Annotated in this window: 16 protein-coding genes; 12 read left to right on the top strand and 4 right to left on the bottom strand. The window is 67.5% G+C overall.

Annotated elements, in window-relative coordinates; translation table 11 throughout:
- Positions 1-136: 136 nt before the first annotated feature.
- Positions 137-1,444, top strand: a complete 1,308-nt coding sequence (locus ACFVUS_RS11140) for a glycosyltransferase 87 family protein (RefSeq protein ID WP_387763909.1) — start codon at positions 137-139, stop codon at positions 1,442-1,444.
- On the opposite strand, the gene ACFVUS_RS11135 is transcribed toward ACFVUS_RS11140, so the two are convergent.
- The gene (locus ACFVUS_RS11135; protein WP_387763906.1) at positions 1,431-2,855 is read right to left on the bottom strand and encodes a DUF349 domain-containing protein; all 1,425 of its coding nucleotides are present in this window, start codon (positions 2,853-2,855) and stop codon (positions 1,431-1,433) included. The two genes, ACFVUS_RS11140 and ACFVUS_RS11135, sit on opposite strands and share 14 nt — an antisense overlap.
- Before the next feature lie 173 nt (positions 2,856-3,028).
- On the opposite strand from ACFVUS_RS11135, the gene ACFVUS_RS11130 reads away from it, so the two are divergent.
- The 9 genes from ACFVUS_RS11130 (at position 3,029) to ACFVUS_RS11090 (ending at position 11,312) form a co-directional block, all read left to right on the top strand.
- On the top strand, positions 3,029-3,778 hold the full coding sequence (locus ACFVUS_RS11130; RefSeq protein WP_387763904.1) for a hypothetical protein: 750 nt from the start codon (positions 3,029-3,031) through the stop codon (positions 3,776-3,778).
- Positions 3,775-4,707, top strand: coding sequence for a tRNA (adenosine(37)-N6)-dimethylallyltransferase MiaA (miaA, locus tag ACFVUS_RS11125; RefSeq protein ID WP_387763902.1), 933 nt, complete (start codon positions 3,775-3,777; stop codon positions 4,705-4,707). Before ACFVUS_RS11130 ends, miaA begins: the two co-directional genes overlap by 4 nt.
- Positions 4,708-5,529, top strand: a complete 822-nt coding sequence (locus ACFVUS_RS11120) for a TrmH family RNA methyltransferase (protein ID WP_387763900.1) — start codon at positions 4,708-4,710, stop codon at positions 5,527-5,529.
- Between the two features lie 25 nt (positions 5,530-5,554).
- Complete coding sequence (dapF, locus tag ACFVUS_RS11115) at positions 5,555-6,472, top strand: diaminopimelate epimerase (RefSeq protein ID WP_387763898.1); 918 nt, start codon at positions 5,555-5,557, stop codon at positions 6,470-6,472.
- A 71-nt stretch (positions 6,473-6,543) separates the two neighbouring features.
- On the top strand, positions 6,544-8,073 hold the full coding sequence (hflX, locus tag ACFVUS_RS11110; protein WP_387763896.1) for a GTPase HflX: 1,530 nt from the start codon (positions 6,544-6,546) through the stop codon (positions 8,071-8,073).
- A 128-nt stretch (positions 8,074-8,201) separates the two neighbouring features.
- A complete protein-coding gene (locus tag ACFVUS_RS11105; RefSeq protein ID WP_387763894.1) occupies positions 8,202-9,050 on the top strand; it encodes a lysophospholipid acyltransferase family protein in 849 nt (282 codons plus the stop codon).
- A 161-nt stretch (positions 9,051-9,211) separates the two neighbouring features.
- The gene (locus ACFVUS_RS11100; protein ID WP_387763892.1) at positions 9,212-10,357 is read left to right on the top strand and encodes an acyl-CoA dehydrogenase family protein; all 1,146 of its coding nucleotides are present in this window, start codon (positions 9,212-9,214) and stop codon (positions 10,355-10,357) included.
- A gap of 50 nt (positions 10,358-10,407) precedes the next feature.
- Entirely contained in the window at positions 10,408-10,758 is a 351-nt protein-coding gene (locus ACFVUS_RS11095; protein ID WP_387763890.1) for a hypothetical protein, read from the top strand.
- Positions 10,759-10,907: 149 nt separating this feature from the next.
- Positions 10,908-11,312, top strand: coding sequence for a hypothetical protein (locus ACFVUS_RS11090; protein ID WP_387763888.1), 405 nt, complete (start codon positions 10,908-10,910; stop codon positions 11,310-11,312).
- Between the two features lie 89 nt (positions 11,313-11,401).
- On the opposite strand, the gene ACFVUS_RS11085 is transcribed toward ACFVUS_RS11090, so the two are convergent.
- A complete protein-coding gene (locus tag ACFVUS_RS11085) occupies positions 11,402-12,340 on the bottom strand; it encodes a hypothetical protein (protein WP_387763886.1) in 939 nt (312 codons plus the stop codon).
- A 218-nt stretch (positions 12,341-12,558) separates the two neighbouring features.
- Here ACFVUS_RS11085 and ACFVUS_RS11080 point away from each other — a divergent pair, with 218 nt between their 5' ends.
- Positions 12,559-13,098, top strand: a complete 540-nt coding sequence (locus ACFVUS_RS11080) for a hypothetical protein (RefSeq protein ID WP_387763883.1) — start codon at positions 12,559-12,561, stop codon at positions 13,096-13,098.
- 102 nt (positions 13,099-13,200) lie between these two features.
- On the opposite strand, the gene ACFVUS_RS11075 is transcribed toward ACFVUS_RS11080, so the two are convergent.
- Positions 13,201-13,437 carry a hypothetical protein gene (locus tag ACFVUS_RS11075; protein WP_387763880.1) on the bottom strand — a complete coding sequence of 79 codons (237 nt, stop codon included), beginning with the start codon at positions 13,435-13,437 and terminating at the stop codon, positions 13,201-13,203.
- 162 nt (positions 13,438-13,599) lie between these two features.
- Positions 13,600-14,256 (bottom strand): SDR family oxidoreductase, encoded by a 657-nt coding sequence (locus tag ACFVUS_RS11070; RefSeq protein WP_387763877.1) that lies wholly within the window; start codon positions 14,254-14,256, stop codon positions 13,600-13,602.
- Positions 14,257-14,335: 79 nt separating this feature from the next.
- Here ACFVUS_RS11070 and ACFVUS_RS11065 point away from each other — a divergent pair, with 79 nt between their 5' ends.
- Positions 14,336-15,241 carry a LysR substrate-binding domain-containing protein gene (locus tag ACFVUS_RS11065; protein ID WP_387763874.1) on the top strand — a complete coding sequence of 302 codons (906 nt, stop codon included), beginning with the start codon at positions 14,336-14,338 and terminating at the stop codon, positions 15,239-15,241.
- Positions 15,242-15,342: the final 101 nt, after the last annotated feature.

Below are 15,342 nucleotides of genomic sequence, written 5' to 3'. Positions count from 1 at the left end.
CGGCGAGCGTGATCACCGGCCGGGTCGGGACGGCCGCTGTGCGCGAGACAAACGAACCGGTTTGCGGTGTGCGCGCCCGGGCATCCGTCACTACGGTGGTTCGGGCAAGCGGAGACCAGGTATCGGTGGAGGCAGCATGTCAGTGGGAGTCGAGCGGCTCGCGGACACGAACAGTGTGGTGCCGGAGCGGCGCACGATTCCCGCGGCGGTGGTGTGCGCCTTCGCGGTGCTCGGCCTACTCGCCGGGTGGCGCTACCTCGAACAGGTGGCCGTCAATACGCAGATGATGACGCATCTGATGGATCTGGGCACCTATCAGATCGCGGCGCAACGCGTGGTGGACGGGGTGTCGGTCTATGACAGTCCGCTGCGGGGGAGTACCCGCGGGGTGTGGGAATTCGTCTACACGCCGTTCTCGGCGCTGCTGTTCGTCCCGCTGGTGGCGTTGCACGGCACCGTGTTCACCTGGGTCGGACAGTTGGGCAATTTCGCGATTCTCGCCGCGTCGGGATGGGTGGCCCTGTCGATGCTCGGCTACCGGCGTGATCGCCGGATGGCGCTGCTGGCGCTGTCGAGCGCGGCAATCCTGCTGTGGTGTGAGCCGATTCGCGAATCCATGGCATTCGGTCAGATCAATATCCTGCTGTTGCTCATCGTGCTGGCGGATATGAGCCTGCCCGATTCCTCCCGCTGGAAGGGTGTGCTGACCGGTATCGCGGCCGGAATCAAGCTCACCCCACTGTTTTTCGTGCTCTACCTGCTGGTGACGCGCCGATTCCGGGCCGCCGCCACCGCGATCGGCGCCTTGGTCGCCACCATGATCGTGGGATTGGCTGTGCTGCCCAAGGATTCGTGGACCTTCTGGAGCGGTGCGTTCGCCGATCCGGCCCGGGTGGGCGTACCGGCGAATCCGCAGAACGAGACGCTGCGCGGCTTGATCGCGCGCAGCCTGGGCTCGGGTGCCGGACTCCAATTGCTGTGGCTCGCAGGCGCTCTCGCCATTGTCGCGGTATGCCTGTGGTTGGCCCGCCGGTTCTCGGCGACCGGCCGGGAGTTGCCCGCCGTGGTGCTCTGCGGGCTGACCAGCACCGCGGTATCCCCGTTCAGCTGGATACACCACTGGGTTTGGCTGGCCCCGCTGCTGATCTACCTGGCCGATCTCGCACTGCGCCGGGGCGGCCTGTTCGCGCCGGCGGTACTGCTGGTGGTCTTCGCGGTCTCCTCCGGCGGCGTCTTGGACCTGCTGGGCCTGCGCCTGGGCAGCGTCTTCGATATGCCGGCGCACGGCCGCTACGCGATCCTGTCCCATAACGCCTATATCTGGCTCACCCTCGCGCTGTTCGCCGTCGCGGCCGCATGGCTGCACAGCGAAACGAAAACGGCCCGGGGGCAACAGGATCGATTGCCCTCGGACCGTTCACGCGAAAGTCTCAGCGCTGGCTGACCGCGCCCTCGGCGGCTTCGGCCCATTCCTGCCACTGCTTGGCCTGTTCCAGTGCCTTCTCCGCATCGCGGGTCTTACCGGCCGCCTGTGCCTTGGCGGCCTGCTCCTCGAATTGCGCCACCCGCTCCCGGAATTGCGCCGCGCGGGCCATGGCCTCGGGGTCGCTGCGCCGCCACTGCGCGTCCACGGCATCGCGCACCCGCTTCTCCACCGCGCGCAGTCGCGCCTCCAGATCGTGGATGCGCTCGCGCGGCACCTTGCCGATGGCGTCCCACTTCTCCTGCAGATCGCGCAGCGCGGCGCGAGCGGAGTCGAGGTTGGTCTCCGGATTCAGGTTCTCGTAGTGCAGCAGCAGCTCTTCCTTGGAGTGCGCGTTCTCCTCGAATTCGGCGTCCCGCTCCGAGGCGGCCGAATTGCGGGCCGCGAAGAACACGTCCTGCGCGGATTTGAAGCGCTTCCAGAGCTGTTCATCGGCTTCGCGCGGGGCGCGGCCCGCGGCTTTCCATTCGGCGAGCAGATCGCGGAAGACCGCGGCGGTGCCCGCCCAATCGGTGGAGTTGGCCAATTCCTCGGCCCGCACGCACAGTTCTTCCTTATGCGTCTTGGCCGAGGCGCGTTCGCGATCCAGTTCCGCGAAGTGTGCGCCGCGCCGGCGGTTGAATGCCTCGCGTGCCTTGGAGAAGCGTCGCCACAGTGCGTCGTCGACCTTGCGATCGACCCCGCGAATGGTCTTCCACTCGTCCAGGATCTCGCGCAGCCGATCGCCCGCGACCTTCCACTGGGTGGATTCCGCGGCGATCTGCTCGGCCTCGGCGGCCAGGGCTTCCTTGCGCTCGGTCTGTTCGTGCCGGGAGCGTTCCTTCTCCTCCTTGGCGTGCGCGGCGGCCTCGTCGGAGTGTTCGATGATCGCGCGCAGCCGCTGGGTGAGCCCGTCGATATCGCCGATGACGGCGGCACCGGGCAATGTCTCGGCAAGCGCGGTGGCCGCGGTCTTGGTCTTGCGGGCGTCGGTACCGGCGGCCAGGCGGGCTTCGAGCAATGCCACTTCGGTGGCCAGATCGTCGAAGCGGCGGCCGAAGTGGGCCAGGCCCTCGGCGGTGTCGCCGGCCTGCCAAGATCCGATGACGCGTTCGCCGTCGGTGGTCTTGACCCACGCGGTGCCGTCCTCGTCGACGCGGCCCCACTGGCTGGGATCGCTCACGCTCGGCACCACGACCGGATGCGGATGCGGGGTCGCCGGGCCGGGAGAGGGCTTGACGGCGTGGGGCTTCGGGGCTTCCGGTTTACGCGGCGCTGGTCCCGGGCGGGGACCGGCGGCGGTGGCCGGAGACGGACGCTGGGCGGCGCCGGGCTGGGGCGTCGAGGTCGGTTCCGACTGGGTAGCCTTCTCGTTTCCGCTGTTGTCGCTCATTGCTCCTCGTCCCTGCCGCGCGTCACGGCTGCCTGGTTACGCCCTAGCTCATTGTCCAACTCTCCCCATTCAACCAGGCTGAGATGCGAAATGCTGTCTTTGAGGCCACCTCCGTGGCGCGGCGATCAGGTGGGGTGGGGCTGGTGAGGCGCGGTAGCGCTACGGTTGACCGCGTGTTCTGTGTTGCGTCGCTGGTCCCCTCGCCACCCGCCCTGATACCCGAGCTGGGTGGTGCGGCAGGCGCGGCGGCCGACGGTGCGGTCGCGCAATTGCGCGGCGCGGTGTTCGAGGCCGCCGGAGAGCTGGCTGGCCAGGCCAAACGCTGGATTGTGGTGGGCGTGGCGGATTCGGACAATGTGTACGACTCGGAGACCGCGGGCACCTTCCGGGGCTACGGAGTGGATGTCCGGGTCGGTTTGTCGGCGACCGCGACTACCGGGAATCCGGATCCCGAATTGCCGTTGGCGGTCTTGATCGGTGGCTGGTTGCGCGAGCGGGTGGCCCCGGACGCGATCGCCGTGGCGCGCTTGGTGGCGTCCGACACACCTGCCGCCGAGTGCCTGGCGTATGGCGAGCGGCTGCGCGCCGAACTGGATTCAGCGACTGACCGGTATGGGGTGTTGGTCGTCGGCGACGGTGCGGCAACCCTGTCGCTCAAGGCCCCGCGCTACCTCGACCCGCGCGCCGAAGCGGCGCAGGCCGAGATCGATCACGCCCTCGCGACCGGTGATCGGTCCGCACTGGCCGGGCTCGATGTGGGCCTGTGCGCCGAACTCGATGTCGCGGGCCGCCCGGCCTTCCAGGTGCTGGCCGGCCTCTTCGCCGCCGACGCCGCCGACCCCCGGGTCGAAACCTTCTATGCCGCAGCCCCGTTCGGCATCGCCTACCACGCGAGCAGCTGGCTTCCGGGTGATGCCGCATGATTCGGCCCATTGCCGTCGTCGGCCCGACCGCCACCGGAAAATCCGATCTGGCCCTGGATCTGGCCGAACGACTACACGGCGAGATCGTCAATATCGACGCCATGCAGCTCTATCGCGGCATGGATGTCGGCACCGCGAAACTCCCGCTCGCCGAACGCCGCGGCATCACGCATCACCAACTCGATGTTCTCGATGTCACCGAGACCGCGACCGTCGCGGTGTATCAAACCGCGGCCCGGGCCGATGTCGAGGCCATCATGGCGCGCGGTCACACCCCCGTCATCGTCGGCGGTTCGATGATGTACGTCCAAGCGCTGCTTGATGATTGGGACTTCCCGGCCACCGATCCGGAGATCCGCGCCAAATGGGAGACCCTGCTCGAGGAACGCGGCGTGGTCATCGTGCACGAGGCGCTGCGCGCCGCCGATCCGGTGGCCGCCGACACCATCCTGCCCACCGACGGTCGCCGTATGGTCCGCGCCCTCGAGGTGGTCGAGCTGACCGGTAAGCCGTTCGCCGCCTCCGCCCCGCAGATCGGCGAACCCCGCTGGGGCACAGTCATTATCGGCGTCGACCGGGACACCGCCGCACTGGACGCCCGCATCGAACTGCGTACCGCGAAGATGTTCGACTCCGGTCTGGTGGACGAGGTGCGCACCCTGATCGGCCGGGGCCTGCGCGACGGCCAGACCGCCCGCCGCGCAATCGGATACGCACAAGTCCTGGACTACCTGGACAACGAATACGACCTGAACGAAGCGCAGGAGCGCACCTTCATCGGCACCAGGCGCTATGTCCGGCGACAGCGATCCTGGTTCCGCCGCGATCAACGGGTGCACTGGGTGGACGGCGCGGATCCGCGGCTGGCGGAGACGGCGCTGACGCTCGTCAACTCCTCGACGGCGAAGGACGAACAGGAAGTCAGCTGAGTGACGCGTCGCGCGAATGCCCGCAATGCCTCGGTCCAGGTGTGGCAGGCATATCTGAACAGTCGGGCCAGTCGCCTGCGCGACAATAGATTCCTGGTGCACGGTCAGCGTCCCATCGCCCGCGCGCTCGAATGTCATTGGCCCCTGGAGACTCTCGTCTATCGCCTGGGTGCGCCGGAGCCGTCCGGCTGGGCGCGCCAGGTTCTCGAATCCAGCGGGGTGCCCAGCATCGGGCTGGTTCCCGAGGTGATGGCCGAGCTGGCCGAACCGTCGGAATCGGTGCCGGAATTGGTCGCGGTGGCGGTCTCGCGCCGTATGGAACTCGATGATTTCGCCCCGGGTACGCCGGAGCAGCCGCCCACCGTGGTGGTCATCGACCGCCCGGGTTCACCGGTCCGCCTGGGATCGCTGATCCGCTCGGCGGCGGCGTTCGGTGCGAGCGGGGTGATCGTGACCGGTTCCGGCGCGGACCATTACGACCCGCAGAGCGTGACCGCCTCCGACGGCGCGCTCTTCGCGGTCCCCGTCCTGCGCGCCTCCGGACCCGCGCAACTGACCGCGTTCCGGGACCGGCAGCTGGCGCGGGGGATCCGCACCCGTATCGTCGGCAGTGACGATCACGGCGGTATCGCCCTCGACGAGTTCGAGTTCGGTGCCGCCACCGTGCTGGTCATCGGTGATGAAAGCGAAACGCTCGCCCCCGCCTGGCGGCAGGTGTGCGATGAGCTGGTGTGCGTCCCGTCCGACGGTTCCCTGGGAGCCCCGTCGGCGGCGGCGGTGGCCCTGTACGAAATTTCCCGGCAGCGCCGGGCGTTGCGGTGACAACTCGGGTGTTGGGTGAGGACGAATGGTGAACGAGAACGCGGCTGATATCGACTTCGGCAAAGGACACGGCACGCAGAACGATTTCGTCGTGCTGCCGGACCCCGATGCCTGGCTGGAGCTGACCGAATCACGCGTGGCCGCACTGTGCGATCGTCAGCGCGGTATCGGCGCGGACGGTGTGCTGCGCGTGGCCCGCGCGGGCGCGCTCATCGAAAACGGCACTCTCCCAGTGCTTCCCGAAGGCGTGAGCCTGGAGGACTGGTTCATGGACTACCGCAACGCGGACGGTTCGATCGCCGAGATGTGCGGTAACGGCGTGCGCGTGTTCGCGCACTACCTGGTCGCCACCGGCCTGGAATCCGCCACCGAATTCGTGGTCGGCAGTCGCGCCGGAGCCCGCCCGGTGATCGTCCATCACGCCGATCCGGTGCACGGTGAGGTCACCGTCGCCATGGGCCGGGTGCGCACCCTGGGCGAGTCCACCGCCACCCTCGCCGGTCGCGAATTCACCGGTCTCGGCATCGACGTCGGCAATCCGCACCTGGCGTGTGTCGACCCCGAACTCACCCATCGGGACCTGCTCGATCTGGACCTGACCCATGCCCCCTCCTTCGACCACACCGTCTTCCCGAATGGCGTGAACGTCGAAATCCTGACCGCGCTCGGTGTCGCCTCGGACGGCAATCGCGGTGTCGATATGCGCGTCTACGAACGCGGTGTGGGCGAAACCCGTTCCTGCGGAACGGGAACCGTCGCCGCGGCCGCGGCCGCTCTCGCTCGCGACGGTTTCGATCTGGCCGAGGACACCGGCCATATCCAGGTCCACATCCCCGGCGGCACCGTCACCGTCGGTATCGACCACGGCGCCGCGACCCTGCGCGGTCCGTCGGTGCTGGTGGCCACCGGCAGGATCGCCGCCAAGTGGTGGCAGGACGCCTAGGACACGCCTGTCCTGTCGCCCGGAAATAACCGAATGCGCTGTTCCGTTGGTCCGTGGGATTATGGAGGCGTATGAGTAAACAAGAGACGTACGAGTTCACTCCCGCTGAGGAGAACACCGACGACGCCGCGACCGGCTGGTCCACGTCGCCGACCGCGGGTGACTCCGCGTCGCCGACGGTCGGTGAATTGCAGCTCGATGAACGTGCCGCCCTGCGCCGCACGGCCGGTCTGTCCACCGAGCTCGAGGATGTCACCGAGGTCGAATACCGGCAGCTGCGCCTGGAGCGCGTGGTGCTGGCCGGCGTCTGGACCGAGGGCACCACCGCGCAGGTCGAATCGAGAATGGCCGAATTGGCCGCGCTCGCCGAGACCGCCGGTTCCGAGGTGCTCGATTCGCTGATCCAGCGCCGCGACAAACCGGATAAGGCCACCTACATCGGTTCGGGCAAGACCGAGGAATTGCGTGCCATGGTCCTCGAGACCGGCGCCGATACGGTCATCCTCGACGGTGAATTGAGTCCCGCGCAGCTGACCGCGCTGGAGAAGATCGTCAAGGTGAAGGTCATCGACCGCACCGCGCTGATTCTGGATATCTTCGCCCAGCACGCCACCTCACGTGAGGGCAAGGCGCAGGTCGCGCTCGCGCAGATGCAGTACATGATGCCGCGACTGCGCGGCTGGGGTGAGTCCATGTCCCGGCAGGCCGGTGGTCGTGCGGGCGCCAATGGTGGCGTGGGTACCCGTGGTCCCGGTGAAACCAAGATCGAGACCGATCGTCAGCGCATTCGTGAGCGCATGGCCAAGCTGCGCCGCGAGATCCGGGAGATGAAGACCGCCCGCGATACCAAGCGGCATCGGCGCGTATCCAGCGGTATCCCGCAGGTGGCGATCGTCGGTTATACGAACGCGGGCAAGTCGAGCCTGATGAACGCGCTCACCGGTGCGGGCATCCTGGTGCAGGACGCGCTGTTCGCGACGCTGGATCCGACCACCCGCAAGGCCGCGCTGGAGGATGGCCGCGAGGTCGTCTTCACCGATACCGTCGGTTTCGTCCGGCACCTGCCGACCCAGTTGGTCGAGGCGTTCCGCTCCACCCTCGAAGAGGTCACCGGCGCGGATCTGCTCTTGCACGTGGTGGATGGTTCGGACGCGCTGCCGGGCGAGCAGATCAAGGCGGTCCGCGAGGTCGTCACCGATGTGCTGCGCGAGACCAAGACCGCGGCTCCGCCGGAGTTGCTGGTGGTCAACAAGATCGATGCCCTGGATCCGATGGAGCTGACCCAGCTGCGCGGCTGGCTGCCCGAGGCGGTGTTCGTCTCGGCGGCCACCGGTCAGGGTCTGGACGAACTGCGTGAGCGCCTGGACAAGGTGCTCGGCGGTCTGGTGGAGGTCAGCGTGCTGCTGCCCTACACCCGCGGTGATCTGCTCGCCCGCATTCACGCGGACGGCCGCATCCTCACCTCGGATCATGTGGCCGATGGCACGCTGGTGCGCGCCAAGGTTCCCGCCTCCCTCGCGGGCATCCTGAGCGAGTTCGCACATGCGGGCGTCGACGTCAACGCCGAGACCGCCGCCGAAGTCGAGGCCGAGGCCGAGTAGTCGGACTCGCCTCGCCCGAGGGCCCACTCGGGAGCGGGGTGGATTCCCTCCCTTACAGGGTATTTCGTTAGCATGCCGCTATCGGAATCTCTGCAGGGAGGGATGTCTTGTCTTCAAATGACAATCAATTGACCGAGTCACGGGGGCTCACCGACGGTGCGCCGTTGCACGTCGAGTTGACCGATACCGATCGCCGGGTCATCGAACTGATCACCGCGCCCTCGCGCGCCTGGTTCAGTCCGCGTTTCTACGGGCTGGAGAATTTCCCGCTGGACGGCCCGGTGTTGCTGGTCGGCAATCACACGCTGGCGGGCGGGACCGATGCCCCGCTGCTGGCGGCGGAGATTCTGGCCAAACATGACCGGCTGGTGCGGGGTCTGGCCGAGAACATCCTCATCGATGTGCCGGTTTTGCGAGATGGCTTGCACCGCTTGGGAGTTGTGCGCGGTAACCGGCACAACTGCACCACGCTGCTGGAGCAGGGTGAGGCGGTGGCGGTGTTCCCGGGCGGTGGCCGGGAAGCCATGCGCGGCAAGGGCCAGAAGTATCAGCTGCTGTGGGAGGGCCGAACGGGCTTCGCGCACATGGCGATTGCGACCGGGGCTCCGATCGTGCCGATCGCCATGGTCGGTGGCGATGATATCTACGACATCGTCTTCGATGGTGATCATCCGGTCATGCGCCCGCTGCGCATGGCGGTCACCGGTCTGGGTTTGCGGGCGAATCTGACCCCGCCGCTGATTCGCGGGCTCGGCCCGACCCTGGTGCCCAAGCCGGAGCGTTTCTATTTCGCGCTCGGCACGCCGATCGACACCAGTCCGTGGCGTGATGCCACCGACGCCGAGGCGGCCGCGCTGGAATTGCAGGCCGTGACGCGTAAGGCGCTGGAGGAGGAGATCGGTTTCCTGCTCACCGAACGGGACCGTGATCGCGGCCGTTCACTGCTGGGCCGGACCCTCTCCGCGGTCGGTCTCTGATTCCGTAGGTTTACCGGGGTTCAGCTGCTTCGATCTGCCTTGTCAATGGCGACAGGCGCAGTTCGGACCACTTTTCCGGGGTTCGAAGTTAACCCTGATTCGACTTTCGAGTACCGTATGGGCAGAGGCGATGTGCCGATGTGGTCACTCAGGAGGTTGGCGTGGAACGCACTATTTTCGAACCCGAGCACGATCTGTTCCGGGAGTCGTTCCGAAAGTTTCTGGATCAGCATGTGGCCGCGCACCACGAGCAGTGGGAGCACGACGGCATCGTCGATCGCGCGGTCTGGCTGGAAGCGGGCAAACAGGGCTTCCTCGGTATGGCGGTGCCGGAGGAGTACGGCGGCGGTGGCGTCAAGGATTTCCGCTACAACGCTGTGGTCACCGAAGAGGTCACCTACGCGCAGTATTCGGGCCTGGGTTTCGGCCTGCACAATGACGTGATCGCCCCCTACCTGCTGGAGTTGGCGAACGAGGAGCAGAAGCAGCGTTGGCTGCCGGGCTTCTGCTCGGGCGAGATCATCACCGCCATCGCCATGACCGAACCCGGCACCGGTTCGGACTTGCAGGGCATCAAGACTCGCGCGGTCAAGGACGGCGACGACTGGATCCTCAACGGCTCCAAGACCTTCATCACCAATGGCATCAACGCCGATATCGTCATCGTGGTCGCCCAGACCGATCCGGAGAAGGGCGCGATGGGCTTCTCGCTGCTGGTCGTCGAGCGCGGTATGCCCGGTTTCGAGCGCGGCCGCAACCTCGACAAGATCGGCCTCAAGGCGCAGGACACCGCCGAGCTCTCCTTCCAGGATGTTCGCGTGCCCGGTAAGAACCTGCTCGGCACCGAGGGTCAGGGCTTCATCCACCTGATGCAGAACCTGCCGCAGGAGCGCCTGTCCATCGCCGTCATGGCCGCCGCCGCCATGGAAGGCTCGCTGAAGAACACCATCCAGTACGTGCGTGATCGCAAGGCGTTCGGCAAACCGATTGGCGCGCAACAGAACACGCGTTTCGTGCTGGCCGAGCTCGCCACCAAGACCACCGCCGTCCGCGTCTTCGTGGACCGCTGCATCGAACTGCTGAATGTCGAGAAGCTCACCGTGGAAGAGGCCGCCATGGCCAAGTACTGGAGCACCGAGGAGCAGCTCGACCTCATCACCAAATGCCTGCAGCTGCACGGCGGCTACGGCTACATGCGCGAATACCCGATCGCCAAGGCGTACATGGACGCTCGCGTGCAGACCATCTACGGCGGCACCACCGAGATCATGAAGGAGATCATCGGCCGTTCCCTGAAACTCGCCTGATCCCAACGGTTTTCAACGCTTCGGCACCAGCCGGTCGGTAGGCTGCCGGTATGGCAATCACTTTGGGATCGATCACACGGAGCGTCAACGGCGCGGTTGTCGCGCTGACGGGGATGCCGGTGATCGGCGGCCTCATGCGGCGCGGCTTCGTCGAGGTCACCTATGTCGGGCGACGTTCCGGCAAGACGTTCAGCACCCCGGTGTTCTATTCGCGCAAGGGCGAGACGATCACCATCGGCGTCGCCATGCCGGACAACAAGAAGTGGTGGCGGAACTTCCTGGGCGAGGGCGGCCCGATCTCCCTGCACCTCGACGGTATCGACCGCGGCGGATATGCCACGGCCCGCCGGGATGAGAAGGGCCGGGTCAGCGTCCGGGTGCTGCTGGATCAGCCGAGCTGATCGGGCAATATCCTTCGGCCCCCGGTGTTTTCGGGCAGCTGTAGGGCGGTATCGGCCTGTCGCTTCGTCGGGGGTCCGCGACCCGGACGCGCCGTGCGGACCGGGGTTCCCGCCGGGCACGGGACGGGTGCTGCCACCATGGAGCGATGGTGACTAATCGGATTCGTCAGCGTTCCGCCTGCACCGCATTCGCCCTCGCCGCTCTGGGCGCGGGCCTGATTTCCACCGCTCCCGCCGCGTTGGCGGCCAATTCCATCGAGATCAAGGGGGCCGACACCACGGTTGTCGGGGTCCTGTACTCCTGCGACGCCGGTGCCGGTGTCGCGGGGCTCAAGGTCCTGGTCGGCGACCCCAATGCCGACCGTCCGTCCGCGCAGGGCACCCTGACCGCCCCCACCTGCGATGGCAGCTCGCAGCAGGCGACGGTGACGCTGACCGCCGCCCCCGGTGCGGTGGCGCTGGCCTCGGGCCAATCGGTCCAGGTGCGCGCCGCCCTGGTCGACAAGAGCGATACCGTCATCACCGGTACGGCCGCGGTGCTCCCGTTGGACTAGACCCGCCGTCTCGGTCTCGGTTTCGGCCCGCACGCCGCGCTGCGTGCGGGCCTTTCCCGTATCGCCCTGTCGCCCAGGCGATTACGGACCTAGGCGATAACCGTGCGCAGTAGCGTCACACCCGCGGTGAGTGCCGCGCCCGCGGCGGTCCAGCTCATATCGGCCGGTTGGGTGGTCAGCACCACCACGGCGTAGCGCAGCGGTCCGCCCGGGGTGGCGGCGACCAATCCGGTGGTATCGAGGGTGGTGGAGTCCTCCAGTGCCATCCAGCCCTGTTTGACGGCCCAGGAGTCCCCGGTGAGCCCGTCCGGAATGCCGAAGTACTGATCGGTGCCGTCGGCGGAGATCTGGGTGGCCCCGCGCATGGCGGACAGGATGAGCGTGCGTGCGGGCAGCGGCACGGTGTCGTTCAGGTAGTCGAGGAGTTTCACCACATCCTGTGGGGTGGTGAGGGTTTCGCCCCACTGCGCGTTGTCCGCGGGCGCCTGGGTGCCGGGCAGGCCGATGAGATCGGCCATGCGGGTGACGATATCGCCGCCGCCGTCGGCGTCCCAGAGCGCATCGGCGATATCGTCATCGCTGGTGGCGAGCATCTGGGTCAGTTCGGCCGAAGTATCCGAATCCGCCTGCCAGTTCTGGCTTTTCAGATCGTCGAGGGCGATGAGCAGTTTCACCACCGAGGCGGTGTAGAACTGCTGATCGGCATTGAGGTCGGCCAGTACCGCGCCTGAGCCGATGTCGACGACGTCGATGCCGACCGTGCTGCCGGGCGAGGCCGCCTGGATCGCGGTCTGCATCTGCTGCGCGATCATGGCGGGCGTCTGCTGCGGCGTCGTCGGCGGGGCCACCTGTACGGGCGTCTCCACCGGTTGGGTGGTGCTGATCGGGTGTTGCCCGGGGGCGCCGGTGTCGCGTGCCGCGGCGACCGCGCTGGGCACGCTCAGCGCCACCGCGATCACGGCGACCAGGCAGCCGAGGGCGAGCCATACCCACCGCGTCCGCGGCGATCGTGAAATTTTCCGAGCCATGGTCAATTAATCGCCGCGAAGCTGCGCGGGTTTCGTGAACCAGCTGGCAGTTGGCTGTCAATGTGCGAATACGCCGTCGCAGGTAGAAGACCTTTTGGTCTCTTTTGTATTGCACTTATCCGTGGCTATCTCATAGCGAACTAGCATCGCTGTTAGGTCGGGGTCGACCGTTGGAGGCAGTGATGCATTCACGCCGCGAAACACTGAGATATGCCCTGGTGAGGTTGCTCGCCCTCGCCGGATTAGGTACCGCGTTCGCGCTCAATCCCTTCACCGCACCGATTGCCGCCGCGGATGCCGATTACGGCGGCGGTTGCGTCCTGTACAACGGCGATCGTGCGGCAACCATTGACTCACTGCGTTTTCGGTGTTCGCCGGCGCAGCAGGACGATATCTTCCGCGATGCCGATCAGGGCGCGGTGCCGATGGGCGTCAAGAACGGCTGGGTCATCAGACCGGTGGATATGCAGGCGTGGACGCCCCTGGTCTGGATCGGCAAGACCTTCTACACCGGACCCAATGGCGGCTATCTGGAGAACCGCATCACCGGCGCCGGCATCGAGGGGTGGCGCGCGGATGTGTACAGCGCGCCCGCCATTCTGGACGGCCGCCCGACCTGGGCGCTGAATTATGCCCCCTCGCCGACCCCGCAGATCTACGACGAGATTCGTGAGATCACCCCGGGCGTCTGGTTCGGCTACTCCTGGTCGCGCGGGGGCGGTGGTGCGGCGGCGCTGCTGACCTTCGCCCTCACCTGACCGCAAACGCCTGCGGCGCAAGGGTAATCGCGCCGCAGGCGTAGGTGGTGGGCGACTCCGGTGCTGGGTGGCGGACCGCCTCGGGCACCGGGCGGCCCGAGTTCAGTTGTGCCGGTGCGTGATCCGCTGGTGTGCCGCCATCAGGCGGGGCACCACCACGTACACCGCGCTGGGCACCACGACCGCGGTCAGTGCCAGCGCCCGCAGCGCGGGCGGCCAGGTCGCGGTGAACGGGGCCATCAGGGTCATGCCGAGGGCGACCATCGGGAAGATCGCCAGCCAGGTGATCGCGGCGCGAACGTGCACCGAGGGGGCGGTGGTGGGGGCTGTGACAGTCATTTCAGACTCCGTTCGAAACTCCAACCGTTTGGTTGCAGATGTGAGTAGACCACTTCCGCGCCGCATTTGCAACTGTTTGGTTGGAGATTTCGTACGTGCTGGTCGCAGGCGTGCTCGGGAGCCGAAATCGCACGGCGTCAGTGTGTTTCGGCCCCGGCGGCATCACACCAGGCGACCGCCGCCATCCACATGCAGGGTGGTTCCGGTGAGGAACGAATTGGTCAGGGCCAGTAGCGCGGCGGCGGAGATATCGGCCGGGGTGCCGATGCGCCGGGCCGGATTCCGGGACGCGACCGATTCGAAGAACGCGTCCTTGGCGGGTCCGTCCCACGCGCCGGAATCGATGATGCCGGGGGAGAGGGCATTGACCCGCAGCGGCGCGAGCTCCACGGCCAGCGCCTCGGCGAGGGTGGCGGCCGCCGCGTTCGTCGCGGCCATGACGCTGCGGCCGGGTGCCGGACGCCAGGCGGCCACACCGGAGAAGAGCAGCATCGCGCCGCCCGGCCGAAAGCGCGGGGCGAAATGCTTGGCCAGCAGGATCGGGCCGATGACCTTGGCGTCGAAGGCGCGGTGCACGGCCTCGCGATCCAGCTCGGTGACGGGTCCGTTGGCGTGGTCGGCGGCGAGGGTGATCAGGTAGTCGAGTTCGCCGACGCGTGCGGCCAGGGCTCGAATGGAGTTCTCATCGGTGAGGTCGACCTCCGGGCGGCCGGTCGAAATCACCTGTGCGCCTTGTTCGGTCGCATCGGCGGCAATGCGGGCGGCGATGCCGGAGCTCGCGCCGATGATCACCAGGGTCTTGTTCTCGAGTGCTGTCATATTCGGATCAGCGCGTCGCGCCGGGCGAATCATCCCGTCGCGATCTGAAGGTTTTCGATCGCTGCCATAGAATCTCCGAATGCCTACCCTGCGTGCGCTGGAATGCCTGATCGCGGTCGTGGACGCCGGATCGATCACCGAGGCGGCGGCGCGACTGCATATGTCCCAACCCGCGCTGTCGCATCAGCTGGCCGCATTGGAGCGGGAGATCGGCGCGCCCGTGGTGGAGCGGCTACCCCGGGGCGTGCGCCCGACGGCGGTGGGGGACAGCGTGATCGGGGAGGCGCGCACAGCCCTCGCGGCCGTCGATCGCGCCATGGACGGCGGTCGCGCCACCGCGCGCGGCGAGGGCGGATCGCTGCGCCTGGCCTGCGCGGAGAGTATGACGGCCGGACTGCTCGCACCCGTGCTGCGCGGCTGGCTGCGTCGCAATCCCCTGGTGCGCCTGGCGCTCACCGAGGCCACCAGCGCGGATGAGCTTGCCCGCCTGGTCGATTCGGGCGCGGCAGCCCTGGCCATCGGTCCTCGGCCCAGTCGCTGGACCGGCGCTGCCGAGGTCATCGGCACCGAGGAGATCATCGCGGTACTCCCGCCCGGCCACCCCCTGGCCGATCGCCCACACCTCACCCTGCGGCACCTGCGCGACGAACCCCTCATCCACTATCACCCCGATAACGGCCTCGCGGGTTGGCTGGACGCACAGGCCACCCGCCAAGGAGCGGAGTTCACCGTCGCCATGCGCACCCGTCAGGCCGCCACCGCCGCACAGCTGGCCGCCGCCGGTGTGGGTATCGCCCTGGTCCCCACCACCGCGCTTCCCGCCGGACTCCCGGCGGCGCTGCGCCGCATCCGCCCCACCGTCAGCCGCGAAATCGTTTGTCTACAAGGGACTCCCGGCGATGTACTGGCGCGTGCCTTCACCGCGGCGGTACTGCGTCGCGGCATCCCGGTCGCTGCCGCGATCACCGCGAAGCTGGACAGCTGACGCGAACATCGCGGTGGTGGAAGGCAATCCCACCTCGGCGCGGCACGGTGTCGCGGGCGCTGGGCGCGGATGGTCGCGCCCAGCTCGAACTTCCGATCGGG

This window comes from Nocardia sp. NPDC058058 (genome assembly GCF_042885355.1).
Taxonomy (GTDB): Bacteria; Actinomycetota; Actinomycetes; order Mycobacteriales; family Mycobacteriaceae; genus Nocardia.
Note: the sequence above shows the minus strand (reverse complement) of the source record. Positions and strands in the feature narration are given on the sequence as shown.

Coding starts and splice junctions, on each gene's coding strand:
- ACFVUS_RS11140 (WP_387763909.1), top strand. CDS start 137: ATGTCAGTGGGAGTCGAGCGGCTCGCGGACACGAACAGTGTGGTGCCG.
- ACFVUS_RS11135 (WP_387763906.1), bottom strand. CDS start 2,855: ATGAGCGACAACAGCGGAAACGAGAAGGCTACCCAGTCGGAACCGACC.
- miaA (WP_387763902.1), top strand. CDS start 3,775: ATGATTCGGCCCATTGCCGTCGTCGGCCCGACCGCCACCGGAAAATCC.
- dapF (WP_387763898.1), top strand. CDS start 5,555: ATGGTGAACGAGAACGCGGCTGATATCGACTTCGGCAAAGGACACGGC.
- hflX (WP_387763896.1), top strand. CDS start 6,544: ATGAGTAAACAAGAGACGTACGAGTTCACTCCCGCTGAGGAGAACACC.
- ACFVUS_RS11095 (WP_387763890.1), top strand. CDS start 10,408: ATGGCAATCACTTTGGGATCGATCACACGGAGCGTCAACGGCGCGGTT.
- ACFVUS_RS11085 (WP_387763886.1), bottom strand. CDS start 12,340: ATGGCTCGGAAAATTTCACGATCGCCGCGGACGCGGTGGGTATGGCTC.
- ACFVUS_RS11075 (WP_387763880.1), bottom strand. CDS start 13,437: ATGACTGTCACAGCCCCCACCACCGCCCCCTCGGTGCACGTTCGCGCC.
- ACFVUS_RS11070 (WP_387763877.1), bottom strand. CDS start 14,256: ATGACAGCACTCGAGAACAAGACCCTGGTGATCATCGGCGCGAGCTCC.
- ACFVUS_RS11065 (WP_387763874.1), top strand. CDS start 14,336: ATGCCTACCCTGCGTGCGCTGGAATGCCTGATCGCGGTCGTGGACGCC.